Genomic DNA, 21,916 nt, shown 5'->3' on the forward strand with positions numbered 1-21,916 from the left:
CTGTTGCCTTTCTATGCCTGCAAAATTACCGTCTGCTTCTTCTCTTACGCCTTCCTATATTCGAATGAGCCAGGAGTTTTTATATGCGGTGCGTACCGGCAAACCCGCAGATAGCTACCTGTCTGCGTTCAAGATGGCCAACGAAACTTCATTGCTTCAACAGCTGGATGGAGATACTGCCAAAGTGGCTTTTTGGTTGAACGTGTACAATGCCTATGTGCAGGTTTTTCTGAAAAACAAACAAAGCTTATATACGAAAAGAAATCAGTTTTATGCTGCCAGGATGATAGAGTTTACTGGCTATAAAATCAGTCTGGACGATATAGAACATGGAATTTTGCGGCGTTCTATGTTTAAGTGGAGCATGGGCTACATCCGGAATCCATTTCCTGCGGCTTTTGAAAAAAAGTACCGCGTAACCCAGCCAGACTGCCGCATCCATTTTGCCCTCAATTGCGGAGCGGCCAGTTGTCCGCCCATTGCATTTTATAAGCCCGAAGATTTACCAGGCCAACTAGATATAGCAGCTGCAGCGTATTTATCCGGCGAATGTACATATGATGCGCTGCAGAACAAAGTGACGGTTCCCAGGATACTCTTATGGTTCCGGGGCGATTTTGGCGGATCTACTGGAATACGGCAGCTCTTGCAGAAGCATGAAATAATCCCGGCTGATTCTACACCAGCTATCCGCTACAAAGACTATAACTGGGATATGCAACTGGATAAGTACTACTAGGCACTTATAGCCGGCGTATTCCAGATAGGTGATTTTTTCCTTGCGGCTTGTTTAGTAAGTTTACATATCAATGGAAGTAACATTTCCCTTACCCGGATGGATTACCAAGAAACCTTAAGCTATTTATATAACCGGCTCCCTATGTTTCACCGCTTGGGGAAAAAAGCCTATAAAGCTGACTTACACAACACACTTGCTTTATGCAATCACCTGCAAAACCCGCAGAACCACTTTAAATCGATACACATAGCTGGCACAAATGGTAAAGGGAGCACCTCCCATATGCTGGCGGCTATTTTACAATCGGCTGGCTATAAAACGGGCTTGTACACCTCACCCCATCTTAAGTCGTTCACCGAGCGCATTCGTAACAATGGACAGGAAATAAGTCAGGAAGCAGTAGTACGGTTTGTAGAAAAGAATAAAGAATTTATAGAACAGTTGCAGCCCTCATTTTTTGAAATGACTGTAGGAATGGCCTTTGATGAATTTGCCTCGCAGCAAGTAGACATAGCGGTAGTTGAAGTAGGGCTTGGCGGCCGGCTGGATTCCACGAATATTATTACCCCTCAGGTATCGGTTATAACTAACATCAGCTGGGATCATCAGGATATTCTGGGAGATACATTACCCCAGATTGCTTCAGAAAAGGCCGGTATTATTAAGCCTGGTATTCCAGTAGTTATTAGTGAATATCAACCGGAAGTAGCAGCCGTTTTTAAGGAAAAAGCTTTTTTACAACAAGCTCCTTTGTATTTTGCCAGCGAAACCTTTACTGTTGAACTAAAAGAATATACATCTGAAGGCATTATTGTCGATATATGGAAGGATAAAAGCCTGTATTTACCTAACCTGCTAAGTCAGCTTGCTGGGGAATATCAGCTAAAAAATCTGGCAGGGGTGTTGCAAACAGTAGAAGTACTCAAAGCACAAGGGTATGGTATAACTGAAGAGCATATACGGAAGGGGATAGGACAGGTAAGCACCTTAACTGGGCTAAAAGGAAGATGGCAGATTCTGGGCCGCAATCCTATGATTATCTGCGATACTGGGCATAATGAAGCAGGCATTAGGCAGGTTATGGGCCATATCAGTAAGTTATCGTATAAGCAGCTCCATATTGTACTCGGGGTGGTAAACGACAAAGACTTAAGCCATGTGCTACCGCTTCTCCCTAAAAATGCCCACTATTATTTTTGCCAGGCACAGATCCCCAGAGCCTTACCGGCAACGGCGTTACAAGCCCAGGCCGTAGATTTTGGTTTGCAGGGTGTGATTATACCTTCGGTAGCCGAAGCAGTAAAAAGAGCGCGTAGCCAGGCTTCGCCAGATGACTTACTATTTATTGGTGGCAGTACCTTTGTGGTAGCAGAAATAGAAGAGTTATAATAGTCCCTCGCATCATTTGTCAACTTAACCTTACCGGCCTATTGCCGTTAACACCATACAGAACAATGGCTAGAAAAAAATTGATACGATTTCAGGAAAATACAGAAAAACCTAACTTACTGGAACCCGGAAAACCCTTGTATGAAACCATTAAGGGTAACTGGCATACCGCTTATTTTAATAATGAGCACCCAATTGTTGTAGAGCTGGCTTGTGGCAGAGGGGAGTATACCACCGGGTTAGCCGCCCTGATACCTTCTAAAAACTTTATTGGGGTAGATGTAAAAGGCGACCGTTTATGGAAAGGAGCCGTAGTGGCAGAGTCGCAAGGGCTACAGCAGGTAGCTTTTTTGCGTACCCAGATTCAGCAACTGGATAACTTTTTTGCTCCGGAAGAGATCAGTGAAATATGGATTACCTTCCCAGATCCACGGCCCAAAGACCGGGATGATAAACGGCGGCTGACGCATCCGAAATTTTTGCAACTCTATCAGCAATTATTGGCTCCGGATGGATTGGTGCACTTAAAAACAGACAATGCAGATTTATTCGCCTTTTCGTTGCAAGCAGTAAAAGAATTCGGAGTAAGAGACCTGCAGTTTACAGAAGACCTCTACCAATCCGAATTAATGACTTACCATTATGGCATAAAAACCAAATATGAACAGAAGTATGCATCAGCAGGAGTGAAAATTAACTATTTGCAATTCAGGTTCAAGTAACACGGATAGCATAAGTTAATCAATGCGTTTTATATAAACTCTATCTATACCAAAACGTACTTTCCCTGAAATGATGCAAATCATCAGCAGCATGAACTATATTTTTACACCTATTTAGTTTGTTTTATACTCAACCACTTAAAATTAACAGCTATGAATATGAATAAAACCGTTGCAGGAGTATCCGTAGGAGCACTGGCAGGTCTTGCCTTAGTGGCCTATGTACGCCGGAAGGAAGAAAATAACTATCCAACTTTACCTGTGGCCCGCTATGTAGACCTAACTAAATATGCAGGCGATTGGTATGAAATTGCCAGAATGCCTGCCCGTTTTGAGAAGGAGTGCTATGCTTCCAAAGCCCATTATACACTCAACGAAGATGGTACAGTAAATGTGCTCAATACTTGTCACAAAAAGGGGGTGCAGGGAAAGGTGAAAAAAGCTACTGCTAAGGCATATGTAGTAGACCCGGTAAGCAATGCAAAGCTGAAAGTGCAATTCTTCTGGCCTTTTTCTGGCGATTATTGGATTATGGATGTAGGCGACCAGTATGAGTATGCATTGGTGGGCGAACCATCCAGAAAATATCTGTGGATCCTTAGCCGCACGCCGCAACTGGATAATACAATCTTAGATAGTTTGCTGGATAAAGCTAAAAAGCAAGGTTTCGATATAAGCAAGCTTATTCATACCAAGCATTTTGATTAGCATTTGATAGAAGTAGCATTTCTGCCTCTCACTTACAATTAAACAAAAAAGGTGCTTTACAGGAGCACCTTTTTTGTTTAAAGAAAGCATAGTGGCTTTAATTGTATTTACTTAAAATACATCTGTTATCTTATAAGACCTGTCTCTGAAGTTAAAGGATTCCCCTTTTTTCAAACCTACCATTGCCTGAAATATAGGGGCAGAGGTAGATATGGTAAAGTAGGTTTTTCCATCTACGGTAACTTTACCAATGCTTACCGCTATAAAAAAATTCTGTTTATCGGTTACGACTACAGCGCCATTTTCTATAGTAGGTGTCAGGGAATTTGCCGGCACCTGCTGCAACGTCTCCAGGTCGTTGAGTGTATTCTGCAATTGCATGGTAAACATATCACGGGCATGCTGTAGTTGCTCCCGGTAAGAGACAAAGCCCTCTTCCATGGAGTCGTCACTCGTGTTGGCATTTTCCTGCGCTTCCTTTACAGCCATCCTGGCATTTTCTACCATCTGGTTCTGCATACGCAGGGCTTCGTTGTATACTTTCGTTTTCAGCGATAACTTATCTTCCATCTTTTCTGTTCTTGACGATTGGGATTGAGACATCTCACAATTTATTAAATTTTGTTAATCAATTTATCTCTTTCTATGATTATTTGACTATATGCTTCATCGCAGCCTTGTTTTAGCTGTGCTAGCATGGCCGATATTTTTTCCAGATTAACTCGATCTTTGGCAGATTCTTCGATGACAAGCAGTTCCTTTTGTAAGTGGATAAGGCCCATGCACGCAAATACAGACTTTATGCGGTGTGCCACAAAACATACAGCCTCCCAGTTCTCTATCTCTAAAAACTGATCCATTTGCACCAGGGCCTCCGGCGTTTTTTCCAGAAACATATTCATTAACTGGATCATAAAGTCGGGTTCGCCCAAACCTGCCCTTTCTACGTGTGCAATTTCAAACTTGTTGCCTCTCAATGAACGCCTGTCGGCTGATATCGGCAATTTTTTTATTTTTCCAGCCAGGGTTTCTATATCAAAAGGCTTGGATACATAATCGTTCATGCCGGCAGCTATGGCTTTTTGTTCATCCTCTTTCAAGGCTCCTGCTGTCAATGCAATTATAGGAATATTTTTTTTCGAAACATCCATTTTCGTCCGGATATAGCGGGTAGTTTCATAGCCATCCATTTCCGGCATTTGTATGTCTACCAGCATCAGGTCGTAATTTTGTTCCTTCAATTTGTCTATTCCTTCTTTTCCATCGCCAGCTACATCTATTTTTATATCGGGCATCCACTTTTGTAAGGTATTTACTGCCAGTATCTGGTTAATAGGATTATCTTCTAACAACAGGATGCTCAGATTGTTTGGTAAAGTATGAGTAATAGATGCATTTCTTGCTTGTACATGTTCACCGGTAATTCCTTTTTGGAAATGCAGGTATACCGAAAAAGTAGAGCCTTCATCCGGATAGCTTTCTACAGTTACTTTGCCGCCCTGTAGCTCTACCAACTGTTTAACAATACTCAGCCCCAGACCAGTACCTCCATATTTTCTGGTAGTTTGGTCACTTGCCTGGGAAAAGCTGTCGAAAATCACCTGGAGTTTATCTTCCGGAATGCCTATACCTGTGTCTTTTACCTCAAAATGCAGATAAATCTGCTCGGTTGTTTCCTCCACCAGCTGTATTTTTAAAAAAACACTTCCCTGATCGGTAAATTTTACGGCATTGGTAAGCAGATTTAATAAAATCTGCGTAAGCCGTGTAGGGTCACCTAGAAATACGGTAGGGATACGGTCGTCTATATAATATCCCACTTCCAGGTTTTTCTCAGCAATGCGCAGTTGCAGGGTATCTATAATTGAATGGCAAAGGGTATCCAGGTGAATATTTACTTTCTCCAGCACAATTTTTCCGGATTCTATTTTCGAGAAATCCAGGATGTCATTAATAATTACCAGCAAGTTTTCGGCTGATGTTTTTATCAGGCGCACGTACTCCTGCTGCGGAGCATCCAGGTCTGACTGTTCCAGCAAGCGGGTAAACCCTAAAATGGCATTCATCGGGGTCCGGATTTCGTGGCTGGTGTTGGCCAGAAACTGATCTTTAAACCGTTGCGATTGCTCGGCTTTCAGCAATTTTTTTGTAATGCTATCCTGGTTTTCGGTAAATACATTAATCCGCTGTGCCAGTACCGTTGCAAGAATAATACTGTGCAGCAAAGCAAATACTAAATACAGGTGCACAGTTACCGCGTGTACAGGTATCCAGGCCAGATAAATACCCACCATCAGCAGCAGGCTGATCAGCAGAAAGATACTTCCCCAAATAAAGGAAGTCATTGAATTTTTTCGCTGAAAAATAGATGGAGTATATGAAATTAAAACGATACACATAACCAGCAGCAAGAGCAGACTAAAAAAACTGCCTACCCAGCTATTGAAGGCAAATAGCACAACGGTTACAAAAGCCGCGCCTACAAAAATCTGAATAAAATGCTTGCTAACTACAGCAGGTAATTGCACAGCTGGCAAGCCTTCTTTAAACAATTTATAGTTTTCGAATATGGCCAGCAACGAAAAAACCATAATACCTGCTTGTAGCCATTTTTGCGTAGTGTAAGATTCACTTGCCGGTATAGCCTCGCGGAAGTACAATAAAAGCATCCCCAGGCTTAATACATATAACCCATAATACAAGTAGGCCGAATATTTAACGCGGATAATCAGAAATAACAGCACATGGTATACACCTAGCACAAACAACCCTCCACTATAGAGTGCCGTAGTCCAGAACGCTACATTTTCCGGGGGCAAAGCCGAAAAAAGTGGCAGAAAACCCAAGGAGCCGGCAAAATAAGGAAAGGGGATAGAAGCAGAAATACGAGAGATAAAGGGAGTAAAGGAATATAATCCACTTGCCTGGCAAGCAGAAGATATAAGTAGCAACAAGAGTATTGGCAAGCCTATGGAGAAGGCCGGGCATACAAAGAGTTTTTTATACATTTACTAGTTAAAAGTAATCAGTCCTTTTGCGGTATGTATACAAATATCAAGCAAAATTCAAAAAAAATAATAAAATAATGAAAATATTACTCTAATTAGAAGGCAGGCGGTTCCTTAACAAAGGATTCATTCAGAAAGCTACTAAATCAACTATCCGGAGAAAATAAATGCTGTTAGTATTAAAAATAATCCCGTAATTTGAGGGTTTAACACAGTTTTTATAAGGACAACAGACTATAAAGCCATCGCTCAATTTATGACAGAATCCCAGGCCCAGGAACGGATTTCTCAATTAACAGACCTGATCAATCATTATAATTATCAATATTATCAGAATAGCCTTTCTGAAATATCAGATTATGAGTTCGATATGCTGCTGGAAGAGTTGATACGGCTGGAAGCTCAATATCCACAGTTCAGGCATCCTTATTCGCCTACGCAGCGGGTAGGAGGTACAATTACCAAACAGTTTGCTACCGTTATTCACAAATATCCCATGCTCTCGCTGGGCAATACCTATTCAGAAGCCGACTTACAGGAGTTTGATGCCCGAATCAAACGATTAATAGGGAATGATTTTGAATATTTCTGTGAATTAAAGTTTGATGGAGTTGCTGTAAGTCTTACCTATAAAAACGGGTTACTGCATACGGGAGCCACCCGGGGCGATGGTGTACGGGGCGATGACATTACCAACAATGCCCGCACAATCCGCAGCATTCCTTTAGATATACGTACCCGGGCCAACGATATACCAGAAGAATTTGAGGTAAGAGGCGAAGTATTTATGCCGTTTGAATCGTTTCAGCGCTTAAACAAAGAACGGGAAGATATTGGCGAAGCCTTACTGGCGAACCCCAGAAACGCAGCTTCCGGTACTTTAAAAATGCAAGATTCCGGTGTTGTTGCCAAGCGGAACCTGGATTGTTATATGTATTTCTTACTGGGAGACAACCTGCCTTACCAGACGCATGAAGAATCTGTTAAACAGATGGAAAAATGGGGATTTCATGTATCCAGAACTTACCGGAAATGCCCGAATATAGACGAAGTATTCCAGTATATCCGGGATTGGGAAACCGAACGGTTTAAACTCCCTCTGGGTACAGATGGTATTGTTATTAAAGTAAATAATTTCAGTCAGCAAGAAGAACTGGGCTATACGGCCAAAAGTCCCCGCTGGGCCATTGCCTATAAATACAAAGCAGAAGCATCGGTTACCCAGCTACAATCCATCCTTTATAATGTAGGCCGTACTGGTGCTGTTACGCCTGTTGCCATGCTGAGTCCGGTATTACTGGCCGGTACAACCGTGAAGCGGGCTACCCTGCATAATGCCAACGAAATAGAAAGGCTAGGCCTACACGAAGGAGATTATGTATTTATCGAAAAAGGCGGAGAAATTATACCCAAAATTACCGGGGTAGACCTTTCCAAACGCCAGCCAGACAGCAAAGTTATTCAGTACCTTACTCACTGTCCGGCTTGTGGTACCCAGCTGGTCCGGCAGGAAGGAGAAGCTGCTTATTACTGTCCGAATGAACGCTCTTGCCCTCCGCAAACTAAAGCCAAAATTGAGCATTTTATTCAGCGGCGGGCTATGAACATCGAGAACCTGGGTCCCGAAACCATCGACCAATTGTTGCAAAAAGGGCTGATCCGGACGCCGGCAGATTTGTATAGTCTCCAGTACGAACAATTGCTGACCCTGGAACGAATGGGGCCAAAATCGGCTAAGAATATTATTGAGGGAATAGAGCAATCTAAAAAAGCACCCTTCAAGAATGTACTTTTTGCCATTGGTATCCGTTTCGTAGGAGCTACTGTGGCTGAAAAACTCGCTGCTTATTTCGGCAGTATAGAAGCTATGCAGCAAGCTAGTTTTGAAGAATTGTTAGCAGTACCGGAAATAGGCGAACGGATTGCCAACAGCATCGGGCAGTTTTTTGCTGATCCGGCCAACAAACAATATATAGAACAATTGAAACAAGCAGGTTTGCAGCTACAAAGCGACAAGCAACCTGTAGAAAAAGAAAGTACTAAACTGGCCGGGAAGACTTTTGTAATTTCGGGGGTATTTGTTAACTATGAACGCGACCAGCTCAGAGATAAGATAGAAGCGAATGGTGGCCGGGTATTGTCGGGAATTTCAGGTAAATTAGACTTTTTACTGGCAGGCGATAAGCTTGGCCCTTCTAAGCTGGAAAAAGCCCAAAAGCTGGGCGTAACTATACTGTCGGAACAAGAATTTGAAAAAATGTTATAACCGTCCCAGCGGGTAGTTCACTAATTACACATGGGTACTAATCAAAAGCAGGTTCTTTATCCATTCGTGGACTATTGCCAGTGGACTAACTAACATAGCTATGCAAAAGAAAATACAGTCTTTTTTTCTGAATCTGAAGAATAAAAAAGCAGCAGCTGAGAAAACGACACCCCGGAAAAACGTGCCGTATTCGCAAGCCAGGCAGGTGGGTATTTTATTTATGAATGAGCGGGAAGAAGACTATGCAGCTATTAATAAATTTGTGCAGAAGCTGATCAGAGAAGGCAAAAAAATAACGGCCCTTACCTATTTTGAGCATATACAGAGTAATGGCTATGACTTTTATTTTGATTCCTTCACCAAAGAACAGATTTCGGCTACCGGCGTAATTACTTCGGATAAAGTAGAACGGTTTATCGAATCTGATTTTGATTACGTATTTTGCATCAACAAACATTCATTTTTGCCTTTTGATTATATTTTGCTGCGAAGCAAAGCAAAGTGCCGGATCGGAATGTACCTGGAAGAAAAACCAGAGTGTTTTGAGCTGATGATTAAGCCAAAACCGGAAGATACTTTAGAGAGTCTGTTAGACCAATTGTTAAAATATTTGCAAGCATTAATACCGGATGGAAAATAAATTTGCAGGAACAGGTGTTGCCCTGGTTACCCCTTTTAAAGAGAACCTGGAGGTAGATTATACGAGTCTTAGCCAATTAGTAAGACATGTGTCGCAGGGCGGAGTCGAGTATCTGGTTGTACTTGGTACCACTGGCGAATCGGCTACGTTATCAGCAGAAGAGAAAACGGAAGTACTGGCTTTCATAAAAAAGAACAACCCAGCCAGATTGCCCATTATGTATGGCTTAGGTGGAAATAATACCAGAGAAGTCCTGGACCAAATAAAACATACCGACTGGCAAGGAATAGAAGCGGTGCTTTCGGTAAGCCCGTATTACAATAAACCTTCACAAGCCGGCATATATGAGCATTACAAAGCCATTGCTGATGCTTGCCCGGTACCAGTAATGCTGTACAATGTGCCGGCACGCACCAGTTCAAACATAACAGCCGCCACAACACTTAAACTGGCAAAACACCCGAATATTATTGGCACCAAAGAAGCATCAGGCGACATGTTTCAGTGTATGGAGATTGCCAGAAGCAAACCGGACGATTTTTTATTGATCTCCGGCGACGATCTGCTTGCCCTGCCCCTGATCTCTTTCGGAGCTGTTGGCGTAATATCTGTACTCGCCAATGCGTTTCCGGCACCCTTCTCACAAATGATACGCAGCGCCCTGGCTGGCGATTTTGTAGAAGCTAGACACGGATTATTTAATTTTTTACAGATCAATCCGCTAATGTATGAGGAAGGCAATCCGGTGGGTTTAAAACAAGCCTTACAACAATTAGGTATATGTGCTAACCATGTACGTTTGCCCCTGGCACCAGCTTCAGGCCCGCTCAGCAGCCGTATACAAACCATACTGAATGAAGAAAAAGCGTTAACAGCGGCTTTATCACAATAAGCAACATGGCTACTTATTTATTGGGAAGCTAACCGGCTTAATTTTTATCTTTTATCCGGATTTGGAGGCCAGGGAGAGTAAGTTTGGTACAAATACCAGCGGGTAGTTTTATATTTCCATGATAGCGGAAAAAATAGTTGTTTTCTTAGCCAATTTGCCAACGTATGTGCCTGAAAGCAGGGATCTACCTATTTTCAATTATTCCGCTTATCTTGCACAAATTCAATTGATAAAAAAACCGGCATACTGAACTAATTAGGATATTTTTAGTTCTATGAACGTGCCCTTAACTTACGATAACCGTACTACCAGAGACCAATTTTTTTCTGGGTATACCTATGTTAGATAAACTTTCGCTGAACAGGTTTTTACTCACCCTGCTTTTTAGTGGTTCATTACTGCTCCTCCTGGCCATTGGTCTTCTTTCGTACAACACTACCCAGCTATGGATAGCTAACCGGCAGAAGGCAGCTACCCTACGGCAGAGTTTATTTCTGTACGAACGCCTGTTTTCTTTATTAAAAGATGCAGAAACCGGTCAGAGAGGATATATTCTTACCAACGATAGTACATACCTAGCCCCTTATCAGTCTGCTATAGATACTATAAAAAATTATCAGCAGGCAGTGTTGCAAATGCCCTTGGAGGAAGAAGAAAAAGCTGAGGTGGCTTCTATTAATAACCTGATTAATAGCAAATTAGCTAACCTGAAGAGTACGCTTGAAATACGCCAGACCCAGGGAATGGCTGCCGGCATAGCAGCTATGCAGAACACAAATGGCCGTTTGCTAATGGATAGGCTCCGGTCTGGCATTACAGAACTTCAGCAAGATGTAACCAGGCAGATACGCACAGCCGACCGTACCATGATTCTCAAAAGCCAGCAAGTGGTGTACTTTCAAATAGCTGGTTCGATCTGTAGCATTCTGCTGGTAGCATGGGCTTTCTGGTTAATATTCCGGCAAATGAAATACAGGCAGAAAGCCATGGAAGAACTGGAGAATTTAAATCTTAATCTGGAGCAGCGGATTTCCGAACGGACTAATGAGCTGCAAGCAGCTTTAGAAGAATTAAATGCCAGTAATGAAGAGTTGAACGCCAGCAATGAAGAACTTTTTACCAGCAACGAGCACCAGAGCGTGCTGCTGGATAAGTTGAATCAGACACAGCAGGAACTACAAATGGCCCTTCGTGCCGCCCGGATGGGAAGCTGGCAATGGCACCTGAACACTGGGGAACTGCACTGGTCAGCCGGGCTGGAAACTATCTATGGTTTACAGCCGGCAACCTTTGATAAACTGTATGGAGGTACCTTCGACGGCTGGAAAACATTCATTCATCCTCAGGATATTGATTCTTTTCAGGCAACTATTACTGAAACTATTCAAGAGAAAGGTTCCTATTCCCTGGACTTTAAAATAATAAAGCCAGATGGAAGCATCAACTGGGTAAATAGCCAGGGAAAAGTGGTGACTGATAGTTATGGAGAACCTGTACGGATGATTGGCATAGATACAGATATAACAGAGCGTAAAACAACTGAGGAGAAATTACAGCAAAGCGAAGAACGCTTTCAGATAGCTATTAAAGATTCGCCTATTTTGGTGTTTAACCACGACCAGCAACTCCGCTATACCTGGATATACAACAACCCTGCTATAGGCCGTTCGGAAGAATACATGCTCGGAAAAACAGATCAGGAATTACTCATGCCAGAAGAAGCGGAGCCCATTGTAGCCTTAAAAAAAGATGTGCTGAAGACTGGCATAGGTAAGCAAGCTGAAATGAAAGTAACCTTAAATGGGAAGCCTACTTATTTCAGCATGACCATAGAACCCTTAAAAGATGCAGATAATGCCGTTATCGGATTAACATGTGCCGGATATGATATTACTGCCCGTAAGGAAGCGGAAGAACAGGTATATAAAAGTGAGCAGCTGAAGAAAGCCATTTTTGAAGGGTCGGCGGATGCTTTGTTTTTGGTAAATGCCCAGACAAGTACTATTGAAGACCTAAATAAGCAAGCCATGCAATTGTTTGGCTACAAAAGCAAACAGGAGGTTATTGGCAGGCAGGGGGAGGCACTACAGAAATATCCTTATACGGAAGAGCAGATACAAGAAATTATGCGGGAGATACAGATGAAAAAATTCTGGTCCTCTGAGATAGAATATATTAGTAAAACAGGACGGGAGTTCTGGGGAAATGCCGCAGTTTCGCTCATATCTGTAGACGATAATTCTTATTTCCTGATCCGAATAAGAGATATTACAGACGCGAAGATATGGGAGCGGGCTATTGCACGCGGGCAGCAGGAATTATTGCGGCAGAAGCAGAAAACCGAACAAGTACTGGCTATTCTGGAAAAAGACAACGAACGCAAAACCAAAGAGCTTGAAGAAGCCCGTGCCTTACAAATGTCTATGCTGCCCCAGAAGCCGCCTCAACTGCATAACCTGGATATGGCCATGTATATGAAAACCAGTGTGGAAGTGGGTGGCGATTATTATGATTACAAGGTAGAAGCAGATGGTACCATTACGGTTATTGTTGGCGATGCAACCGGGCATGGCTTGCGGGCAGGTATTGTGGTGGCTACCGTAAAAAGTTATTTTCAGACCCTGGCCAGCCAGTGTACCGTAAGTGAATTGTTGCATCGCATTTCTGAAGGTATTCAGAATTTGCAGATCCGGGGTATGTATATGGGTGTGACAGTCATTAAAATTAAAGAACGGAATGTATCTATTGCCTCCTCTGGTATGCCTCCCTTATTTCTCTACAAGCAAGAGGTATATGCCGTAGAACGCATTATGTTAAAAGGATTGTTTCTGGGCTCGGCTCTGGAGTTTCCCTACCAGTACACATCCATGATTTTTGAACCTGGCGATACCTTGCTGGTTATGTCAGATGGGTTGCCTGAGTTATTTAATGCCGGAAGGAAAATGCTCGATTACGACCGCATAGAAGACCACTACCGGCAGGTAGCACATTTATCTGCCCAGCAAATTGTAGACAACCTGGTACAGCTGGGCCATCAATGGGCTCCCGAAAAAGACAATGAAGATGATATTACGTTAGTGGCCATTAAAGCCAGATAAACTCTATCTAGAGCCATATCCTTTATCCATGTGAGAATATGCGTATTGGAGCAATGAATAGGACTGGTTCTCCTGAACACAAGGATACCTGAGACAAAGCTTTGGCTCAGGCCGGAAAAAGTAATTTGAAAATAGTGCCTTCCCCCTTCGTAGATTGAACGGTAATATTCCCTTTGTGCAGCAACATAATCTGCTTGGATAAGCTAAGCCCGATACCAGACCCCTTCTTTTTCGTGGTAAAAAATGGCACAAACATCTGCTGCTCTACCTGCTCATCCATTCCTGTTCCGTTATCTTTTACCTGTAGCACTGTTTGGCCGCTGCTATTGATACTGGCCGTTAGATCAATCGCCGGATTGGTTTTCAGTTCTACGGCATCTATGGCATTTAATAAAAGATTAATTAATACTTGTTCCACTAATTCAGGATCAGCTGTGAAATGCAAGTTTTCCTGCAAAAGCAGCATGGTAAATTTTATATGCTTCTTTTCTATCGTAGGACGGAGCAAGGTATATACCCGGGTAAACAACGATGCTACCGGCACCACCTGCATTACTGGTTTAGCTGTCTGGGTGAAGCTAGAGTAAGCCCTTACAAAATTTACCAAACCCTTACTCCGGTTCTCAATGGTTTGCAGGCTGTTGCGGATTTCTTGTTCCTCTTCATCATCCTGGTAGATAAGATGCGGATTCCGGATGGCTCTTTCCTGCAACATTTCATTAATTACCGAAGAAAGCGTAGCAATGGGAATAACCGAATTCATAATTTCATGGGTAAGCACCCGGATCAACTTTTGCCAAGATTCCACTTCCTGTGCTTCCAGCTCACTGCCAATATCCTGGAAAGACACCAGCTTATAGGATTTCTGCCCTAGTTTAAACGCAGTTGCCTGCACCGATAAATGCAATGTGGTACCTTGTTTTGTTATTTTGATAAGTTCTTTCTTTCCTGCGGCTAAACTTCGAACGGTTTCCAATAATTGTTTATCAATTTGCTCCAACGCTTTTATGTTCTTGATGTAGGGCTTGCCAAAAAGGGTATAGGCTGCCTCATTCATCAGCTGTACGTCTTCTGCTTCGTCATAACAAATAAGGGCTACTTTTACATGTTCTACTACGGTCTGTAAATATTGGTGGCCAAATTCTTTTTCGCTTCGTAAGTGTTGAAATACCTTTAATATCTCGGAGTAAGCTTGTTTTAAGCCATCGTTCGAACCCTTGTTTCGGAGGCTTGGGAATAAAGTAGAAAAATCGCTTTGCCGGATAGATAATAGGAAGTTCTCCAGGTCTTTATGAGACCGTTCGATGAAATAGATAAGTTCAGAAATAAGCAGGATAATAGCCAGACCTATCCAAAAAGCTACCAGCCAGAAATGAGTCTGCGTTAGAATATAAAGCATGGCATGGCCCAGTGCCAGTATCAGCAGTATCCGGAAAATGATATGTAAGCGGAATTTTCTGAACATTAGAGATTTAAGTCAGTATAGTATATTAAATACCTTTTTTATTGTAGCCACTTTCTACAACCCATATTTCTCCATTCTCCTATACAAAGTGCTTCTGCCAAAACCTAACTCTTTAGCTGCTAAAGAAAGATTACCCTGGTGTTTTTTAATTGCCTGTTGAATAGCCGTTTTTTCGATTTCCTCCAGATTATATGTCAGGTTCTTTTCATCCAATTTTTTGGAAGGAGCGGTAAGCAGAAACTCATCTAGTGTCAGTTCATAAGAATCACTCATGATTACGGCTCTTTCTATAGCGTGCTGCAGTTCCCGGATATTTCCCGGCCAGCTATAGTGCTGTAGTTGCTTAATGGTTTCTTTGCTGATGCGCATGCCAGGCTTCCGGTATTTTTGAGCATATAGGTTCAGGAAATGTGTAGCCAATACAGGTATATCTTCTGTACGTTCCCGCAAGGGAGGCAACTTAATTTCTACCGTATTGATGCGGTAGAGCAGATCTTGCCGGAAAGTGCCGTCGGCAACCATAGCATATACCGATTGATTGGTAGCACATATCAAGCGGATGTCTATTTTAATAAGTTTGTTGGAACCTACCCGCGTGATTTGCCGGTTTTGCAGAGCAGTCAGTAGTTTAGCTTGTAAAGGCAGAGGCAAATTGCCAATCTCATCCAGAAACAAGGTACCTCCGGAGGCTATCTCAAAGCGGCCGGCCCGTTCTTCTTTGGCATCTGTAAAAGCTCCTTTGGCGTGGCCGAAAAGTTCTGATTCAAATAAAGTTTCTGAAATAGCACCTACATCCACTTTTATGAAATCTGCATCGTCCCTGGGCGATTGCCTGTAAATGGCCCTGGCTACTAATTCTTTCCCAGTGCCATTCTCCCCTAAGATCAACACATTCGCATCGGTGGCGGCTACTTTCTCGATGGTAGCAAATACTTTCTGCATAGAAGCCGATACAGCAATCATTTCCGGAAACTGGCTAGCGGCATCTTCACTCAATAAGCGTTGCTTATGTTTGAGCTGCTTTACTTCTTTCTTCGATTGGCTTAATTGATATACAGTCAGGACACTCGACAAGAGTTTCTCCTTCTCCCATGGTTTTACCAGAAAATCAATAGCTCCCTGCCGCATAGCTGTTACGGCCAGGCCAATATCCCCGTAAGCGGTGTTCATCATGACGTGTGCAGTAGGGTCTATTTTCAAGATTTCATTCAGCCAGTGCAAACCTTCCTGTCCGCCGGTTTGCCCATAAGTAAAGTTCATATCCAGAATAATGACATCAAAGGTTTCCTTTTGCAGGAGTTCGTATATGTTGCCCGGATCAGATTCGGTACGAACGATGGAAAATTGTTTTTTCAAAATCAGGCGGGCTGTGTGCAATACATCTATATCATCATCGATAATGAGTATCTTACCAGTAAGTTGAGACATGAGGAAAGGAGTAGAGAATAATGATTATTGACGAATAACTAGAAATTTGATGTAGACTATTGGGTGTGAACTAATATACGTATTGTTTCAATCTGATACAATTTTATGTGCCAGGATGAAACATAAAGCGATAGTAAATTCTGTTGCTATTAATTAATATATTGATAATCTGTAGTTTATATTTTTGGTATACTTGTTGGATTTCTGGGGCCAGGAGCAGCTGGCATTGTGCATGTTAATTTTATGCGCCATGCCCTTTGCATAAACCTATATATCCTATACGTATTCATTCGTCAATAATCATTACTCTTCTCTCATATGTTCCGCAACCACCTGACCATCGCCTGGCGAAATTTTAGCAAACACAAAGCATTTTCATTAACCAATAGCCTGGGCCTGGCAGTTGGCATGGCGGCTTGCTTACTGGTATTGCAGTACGTAGTATTTGAGATGAGCTACGATACCTTTCATAGCCAGGCTGACCGTATTTACCGGGTAGCTGGCAACCGATATGTAGCCGGACAACTGGATGGGCAGACCGCGCAAAGTTATCATGCGGCTGGCCCGGCCATGAAAAGAGAGTTTCCTGAAGTAATGCATTATACGAGGCTTAGGCCCTGGTATGGCAATACGATGGTAAGCCATACGGCAGGTATGGAGGCAAGTTTTCTTCAACCAGTTACTATCCGTACCAAACGGTTTGCCGATTCTACCAAGGTTTCTCTAGCCGGCGATTTTAACGGGTGGAACCCCAACCTCCAACCCATGACTAGAGAAGGGGATGAATGGGTTGCCAAGCTTACCCTGACGCCAGGCCGCCACATGTACAAGTTTGTGGTAAATGGCAATTGGCTTACCGATCCGGATAATCCTTTGGTTGATACGGCTGATCATGATAACTCTATTTTTATGGTTGCGGAAACAGAAGCTTACAAAAAAGCGGCCCAGGCTTTCCGGGAAGTAACTTTTAAAGAAGAAGGTATTTACTTCGCTGATCCTACTTTTTTTAATGTATTCTCTTTTCCATTAACTCAGGGGAATCCGGCTACGGCTCTGATAGGGGCCAATGCAGTGGTATTATCAGAATCTATGGCCAGGAAGCATTTTGGCAAAGAGAATGCTATGGGGAAGCTCATTTATTTGCAGCAAGGCAACCGGTCTGAGCCTAAGCTAATAACTGGCATATTTAAAGATGTGCCGGCCAACTCCCACCTTCAAGTTAATTTTTTGCTATCATATAAAGCGCTGGGAATGGAAATGGATACAGAATGGCGAGGCTTTCAAACATATACATATCTTTTACTATCTCCACAGGTATCTCCAACTGCGTTGGAAGCAAAGTTTGCTGATTTCATTCAGACATATAGGGGCAAAGATCTGGCTGCTGAAAATGCCCGGGAAGAATTGTTTTTACAACCGCTGCAACGCATACATCTGTATTCTGATCTGAGGAATGAAATTAGTGTAAATAACAGTATCCGCACGATCTACTTCCTCCTGATTATTGCTGCCTTTATTCTGCTACTGGCTTGGGTAAACTATATAAATCTCTCTACGGCGCGTTCTATCGAAAGAGCCAAAGAAGTAGGGGTCCGTAAAGTAGTGGGAGCCAGCCGCTGGCAGTTGATCCGTCAGTTTTTAACAGAAGCTCTATTGCTAAATACCATAGGTGCCATAACGGCTATTACCCTGGTACAACTGGCGATGCCTTATTTCAATGACTTTACCGGTCAGCAAATACAGATTACCTTCTGGAAGAGTTCCTACTTCTGGCTGCTATTTATAGGACTATTCATCAGCGGAACCATACTGTCGGGCTTATATCCTGCCTTTGCGCTTTCCTCCTATAAGCCGGTATTGGTAGTAAAAGGAAAATGGCGGAGTTCGGCTAGTGGTATTCTCCTAAGAAAAGGCCTGGTTATATTCCAGTTTGTCGTTTCTGTATTACTTATAACCGGAACTTTTGCCGTATTCCGCCAGATACAATTTATGCAAGAGCACGACCTTGGTCTGAATGTGGAGGGTGTGCTAGTGGTAAAAACTCCCTTCATTATAAAAGATTATGCCCAGTTTGATACTAAACTGGAATTGTTCCGCAATAAAGTCCGGCAATACCCGGCGGTGAAAAATGTAGCTACTACCGATGTAGTTCCTGGGATGGAGAATATGTATTCAGATAATGGCATTAAACGGGAAGGAAGCAACGATAACGGCATATCTATGTTCAGCCTCATCTGGGCAGATTATGATTTTGTAAATACCTATTCCATCCCTTTACTGGCTGGCCGGGCTTTCTCTAAAGCCTATTCAACAGATAATAAAGGAGCTATTATCAATGAAGCAGCTGCAAAAGCATTAGGCTTTAAGAACCCGCAAGAAGCTGTAAATAGTAAAATTACGTATGGAAAAGATTTTCCCTATACGGTTATAGGCGTGGTGAAGAACTACCACCAGAAATCGTTGAGAAGTGATTATGTACCCATGATTTTTATACTGAATCCGAATGCTGGCCGTTGCTTTTCCCTGAAACTGGACATGAAAGATGTACCAACTACCATCAAGGCTATTGAAGAAACCTATCAATCTGTTTTTCCTGGTAATCCTTTCGAATACTTTTTCCTGGATGAATTTATTGATTCACAATATAAAGCCGATCGTCATTTCCGTCGGATATTTACCTTATTTGCTCTGCTGGCTATATTTATCGCCTGCCTGGGTTTGCTGGGTCTCGCCTCCTTTGCTACCATCCAACGCACCAAAGAAATAGGCATCCGCAAAGTGATGGGGGCTTCTGTAGACCAGATGATCTACCTGCTCTCCAAAGATTTTATGCAATTGGTGCTAATAGCTAACCTGATTGCCTGGCCACTGGCTTACTGGAGTATCCGGCAATGGTTGCAAAACTATACCTTCCGGATAGATATAAGTCCCTGGTTGTTTCTGCTTCCTAGTATACTGGTTATTGTCATTGCCCTACTAACTGTAAGTATGCAAACCATCCGCTCGGCAAAAGCAAATCCTGTAAAAGCCTTACGGTATGAATAATGTAACCCGGTAAGCACATACTCATTCAGACAGTTCACTAATTATTTTTCTATGCTTCGCAACTACCTTATTATCACCTGGCGAACTTTATTAAAGAGTAAGGTCTTTTCGTTTATTAACATTGTTGGCTTTGCAGCTGGTATAGCCGTTTGCCTGCTCATTTTGCTCTACATTGTAGAAGAAACCCGTTTCGACCGTTTTAATAAGAATTTTCACACCCTTTACCGGGTAGCCCAAGAGCAAAACCAGTCTGGTATATGGTATAATGTTGGCCGTACGCCTGCACCCTTAGCAACTGCCCTCCAGCAAGACATTCCAGAAGTGGTGAATGCTACCAGGTTTGCCTTGTGGGGAGATGTGCTGCTGAAATATGGAGACAAACTGATTGAAGAACCTAGCGGAATATATGCCGAAAAGAGCCTATTTCAAATGTTTGATTTTCCGTTTGTACAAGGCACTTACACTACAGCCTTCACACATCCGCATTCTATTATACTCACCCAACGCTTGGCCAGTAAATACTTCGGCAGCGATAATCCCATAGGCAAGCAAATTCAAATAAATAATCAGTATACATTGGTGGTAACAGGGGTAATTAAAGATATTCCGGCACATTCGCATCTGCAGTTTGACTTTGTTATTCCTTTTGAGTTTATCAAAGAGTACGGAACAGATTTAACCAAGTGGGGAGCCAATGCTTTTTATACCTATGTTCAGCTTTCAGAAGAAGCTACTATAGAAGAGGTACAAGCTAAAATACGGAATTATTTTCACACGAAGCCGGATAGAAATGAGGAGATATTGTACTTACAAGCCCTTAAAGATATACACTTGTATTCACAATTTGATTTCAATACCGATTTTGGTGTACGGGGCGATATCCGGTATGTCCAATTCTTTTCACTCACGGCTGGTATTGTATTGCTGATTGCCATATTCAACTTCATGAATTTGTCTACGGCCAAAGCTACACGCCGAGCTAAGGAAGTAGGCTTACGCAAAGTGGTAGGAGCAGACCGAAAACAATTAATTTTTCAGTTTTTAGGTGAGTCGCTACTATTTTCGCTGATTGCAGGAATACTTTCGCTTACGGTAGTACAACTAGCTTTGCCTTTTTTTAATGAACTAACCGGAAAGCAGCTGACCATCACTACTTTTGACCCCACATACTTGGGGTTATTCAGCGGGCTAATTATTTTAGTTGGCCTTGTGGCGGGTATATATCCTGCCTTTTACCTGTCTGCTTTTTCGCCAGCCAAAGTGCTAAAAGGACAGCCACTTTCGGTTTCAAAAGGGGTTTTTCTCCGGAAAGTATTAGTAACAGGGCAGTTTAGCCTGTCTATCATTATGATTATTGGCACCATCCTTATTAACCGCCAGTTGCAGTATATCAGCACAAAAAAGCTAGGCCTTACTAAAGATGACCTGGTATATGTAGAGATGAGAGGCCAGTTGAAAGACAACTATTCTCTGGTAAAAAATGAGCTGCTTCAAAATACTGCTATTCAAGCCGTGTCAGGCACCAACTATTACAGCATGCCATTCAAATGGGTAGGTTCAGATGGAAGCGGAGGAATTGAGTTTCCAGGCAAAAATCCAGATGATCATTTTATGATCCATAATTTCCGGGTGCAATACGATTTTATTGAAACACTACAACTGAAGATAAAAGAGGGTAGAAGTTTGTCTGCCAGTATACCCACCGATACAGCCAGCTTCCTGTTAAATGAAGCCGCTGTGCAGCGAATGGGGCTGACTAATCCTATTGGCCAACCCATTTCTTTTTATGACAAAAAAGGAATAGTTGTGGGTGTTGTCAAAGACTTTCATTTTACTTCTATGCAAAAAGAGATAGAGCCAGCCCTTATTCATGTAAGCCCTCAGGATATTTCGTATCTGCTTATCCGGATTAAACCAGAACATACCAAAACGGCCCTGGCAAGTATAAAAAAAATAGTAGATAACTATAGCCAAGATTACCCAGTAGATTATCATTTTATGGATGATGCGTATGATGCGTTGTATAAGGCGGAGCAACGGATGAGCTCATTATTTAATGCTTTTGCAATACTGGCCATTGTTGTATCTGGCCTAGGACTATTCGGGTTAGCTTCATTTATTACAGCAGGCCGCGCCAGAGAGGTAGGGGTACGCAAAGTTTTGGGTGCTTCGGTTCCGAGCATTCTGCTGCTACTTTCTATGGATTTTATCAAGCTGCTTTTAGTGGCTAGTTTGCTGGGATGGCCACTGGCATTTTTAGGTTTAAGACAATGGCTGCAGAACTATGCCTTTCAGACAGAAGTAACCGTGTGGCTGTTTGTTTTGCCTAGCTTGGCTGTTTGCTTATTAAGCATAAGTATCATTAGTTTCCATACATGGAGAGTAGCCCGCGCCAATCCAGCCTATGTACTGCGGAATGAGTAAAAGTGGCGTGCAGGAGTAGCAAACAGTATTTAAAATTTATACTGCTTCTATACGTGCTGCGAGATACTCCATACAAAATCAATCATTTTTTA

At 42.5% G+C, this 21,916-nt stretch carries 14 protein-coding genes; 10 read left to right on the plus strand and 4 right to left on the minus strand.

Annotation, left to right across the window (positions count from 1 at the left end; genetic code table 11):
- Positions 1–13 precede the first annotated feature (13 nt).
- The 4 genes from Q0590_RS13020 to Q0590_RS13035 all read left to right on the plus strand — a co-directional run bounded on the left by Q0590_RS13020 (position 14) and on the right by Q0590_RS13035 (position 3,558).
- Entirely contained in the window at positions 14–739 is a 726-nt protein-coding gene (locus tag Q0590_RS13020) for a DUF547 domain-containing protein (protein ID WP_302037984.1), read from the plus strand.
- Between the two features lie 96 nt (positions 740–835).
- On the plus strand, positions 836–2,128 hold the full coding sequence (locus Q0590_RS13025; RefSeq protein WP_302037985.1) for a bifunctional folylpolyglutamate synthase/dihydrofolate synthase: 1,293 nt from the start codon (positions 836–838) through the stop codon (positions 2,126–2,128).
- A gap of 65 nt (positions 2,129–2,193) precedes the next feature.
- Positions 2,194–2,850 (plus strand): tRNA (guanosine(46)-N7)-methyltransferase TrmB, encoded by a 657-nt coding sequence (gene trmB / locus Q0590_RS13030; RefSeq protein ID WP_302037986.1) that lies wholly within the window; start codon positions 2,194–2,196, stop codon positions 2,848–2,850.
- A gap of 159 nt (positions 2,851–3,009) precedes the next feature.
- On the plus strand, positions 3,010–3,558 hold the full coding sequence (locus Q0590_RS13035) for a lipocalin family protein (protein WP_302037987.1): 549 nt from the start codon (positions 3,010–3,012) through the stop codon (positions 3,556–3,558).
- Positions 3,559–3,669: 111 nt separating this feature from the next.
- On the opposite strand, the gene Q0590_RS13040 is transcribed toward Q0590_RS13035, so the two are convergent.
- Positions 3,670–4,161: a hypothetical protein gene (locus Q0590_RS13040; protein WP_302037988.1), complete on the minus strand. Its 492-nt coding sequence runs from the start codon at positions 4,159–4,161 to the stop codon at positions 3,670–3,672.
- An 11-nt stretch (positions 4,162–4,172) separates the two neighbouring features.
- A complete protein-coding gene (locus tag Q0590_RS13045) occupies positions 4,173–6,566 on the minus strand; it encodes an ATP-binding protein (protein ID WP_302037989.1) in 2,394 nt (797 codons plus the stop codon).
- A 256-nt stretch (positions 6,567–6,822) separates the two neighbouring features.
- Here Q0590_RS13045 and ligA point away from each other — a divergent pair, with 256 nt between their 5' ends.
- The 4 genes from ligA to Q0590_RS13065 all read left to right on the plus strand — a co-directional run bounded on the left by ligA (position 6,823) and on the right by Q0590_RS13065 (position 13,462).
- Complete coding sequence (gene ligA / locus Q0590_RS13050) at positions 6,823–8,832, plus strand: NAD-dependent DNA ligase LigA (RefSeq protein ID WP_302037990.1); 2,010 nt, start codon at positions 6,823–6,825, stop codon at positions 8,830–8,832.
- Between the two features lie 100 nt (positions 8,833–8,932).
- Positions 8,933–9,472, plus strand: coding sequence for a DUF6913 domain-containing protein (locus Q0590_RS13055; protein ID WP_302037991.1), 540 nt, complete (start codon positions 8,933–8,935; stop codon positions 9,470–9,472).
- Entirely contained in the window at positions 9,462–10,364 is a 903-nt protein-coding gene (dapA, locus tag Q0590_RS13060) for a 4-hydroxy-tetrahydrodipicolinate synthase (protein WP_302037992.1), read from the plus strand. The genes Q0590_RS13055 and dapA overlap by 11 nt, the downstream gene beginning before the upstream one ends.
- A 338-nt stretch (positions 10,365–10,702) precedes the next feature.
- The gene (locus Q0590_RS13065; RefSeq protein WP_302037993.1) at positions 10,703–13,462 is read left to right on the plus strand and encodes a PAS domain S-box protein; all 2,760 of its coding nucleotides are present in this window, start codon (positions 10,703–10,705) and stop codon (positions 13,460–13,462) included.
- Positions 13,463–13,568: 106 nt separating this feature from the next.
- On the opposite strand, the gene Q0590_RS13070 is transcribed toward Q0590_RS13065, so the two are convergent.
- Together Q0590_RS13070 and Q0590_RS13075 are read right to left on the minus strand one after the other, a co-directional pair.
- Positions 13,569–14,927, minus strand: coding sequence for a sensor histidine kinase (locus tag Q0590_RS13070; RefSeq protein WP_302037994.1), 1,359 nt, complete (start codon positions 14,925–14,927; stop codon positions 13,569–13,571).
- Positions 14,928–14,981: 54 nt separating this feature from the next.
- Positions 14,982–16,355 carry a sigma-54-dependent transcriptional regulator gene (locus Q0590_RS13075; protein WP_302037995.1) on the minus strand — a complete coding sequence of 458 codons (1,374 nt, stop codon included), beginning with the start codon at positions 16,353–16,355 and terminating at the stop codon, positions 14,982–14,984.
- A 318-nt stretch (positions 16,356–16,673) separates the two neighbouring features.
- Here Q0590_RS13075 and Q0590_RS13080 point away from each other — a divergent pair, with 318 nt between their 5' ends.
- Both Q0590_RS13080 and Q0590_RS13085 read left to right on the plus strand, forming a co-directional pair.
- Entirely contained in the window at positions 16,674–19,400 is a 2,727-nt protein-coding gene (locus Q0590_RS13080; protein ID WP_302037996.1) for an ABC transporter permease, read from the plus strand.
- 51 nt (positions 19,401–19,451) lie between these two features.
- Positions 19,452–21,824 (plus strand): ABC transporter permease, encoded by a 2,373-nt coding sequence (locus tag Q0590_RS13085; RefSeq protein ID WP_302037997.1) that lies wholly within the window; start codon positions 19,452–19,454, stop codon positions 21,822–21,824.
- The last annotated feature ends 92 nt before the right edge of the window (positions 21,825–21,916 follow it).

Origin of the sequence: Rhodocytophaga aerolata, from assembly GCF_030503435.1 — a bacterium.
In the GTDB taxonomy this organism is placed as follows: Bacteria; Bacteroidota; Bacteroidia; order Cytophagales; family 172606-1; genus Rhodocytophaga; species Rhodocytophaga aerolata.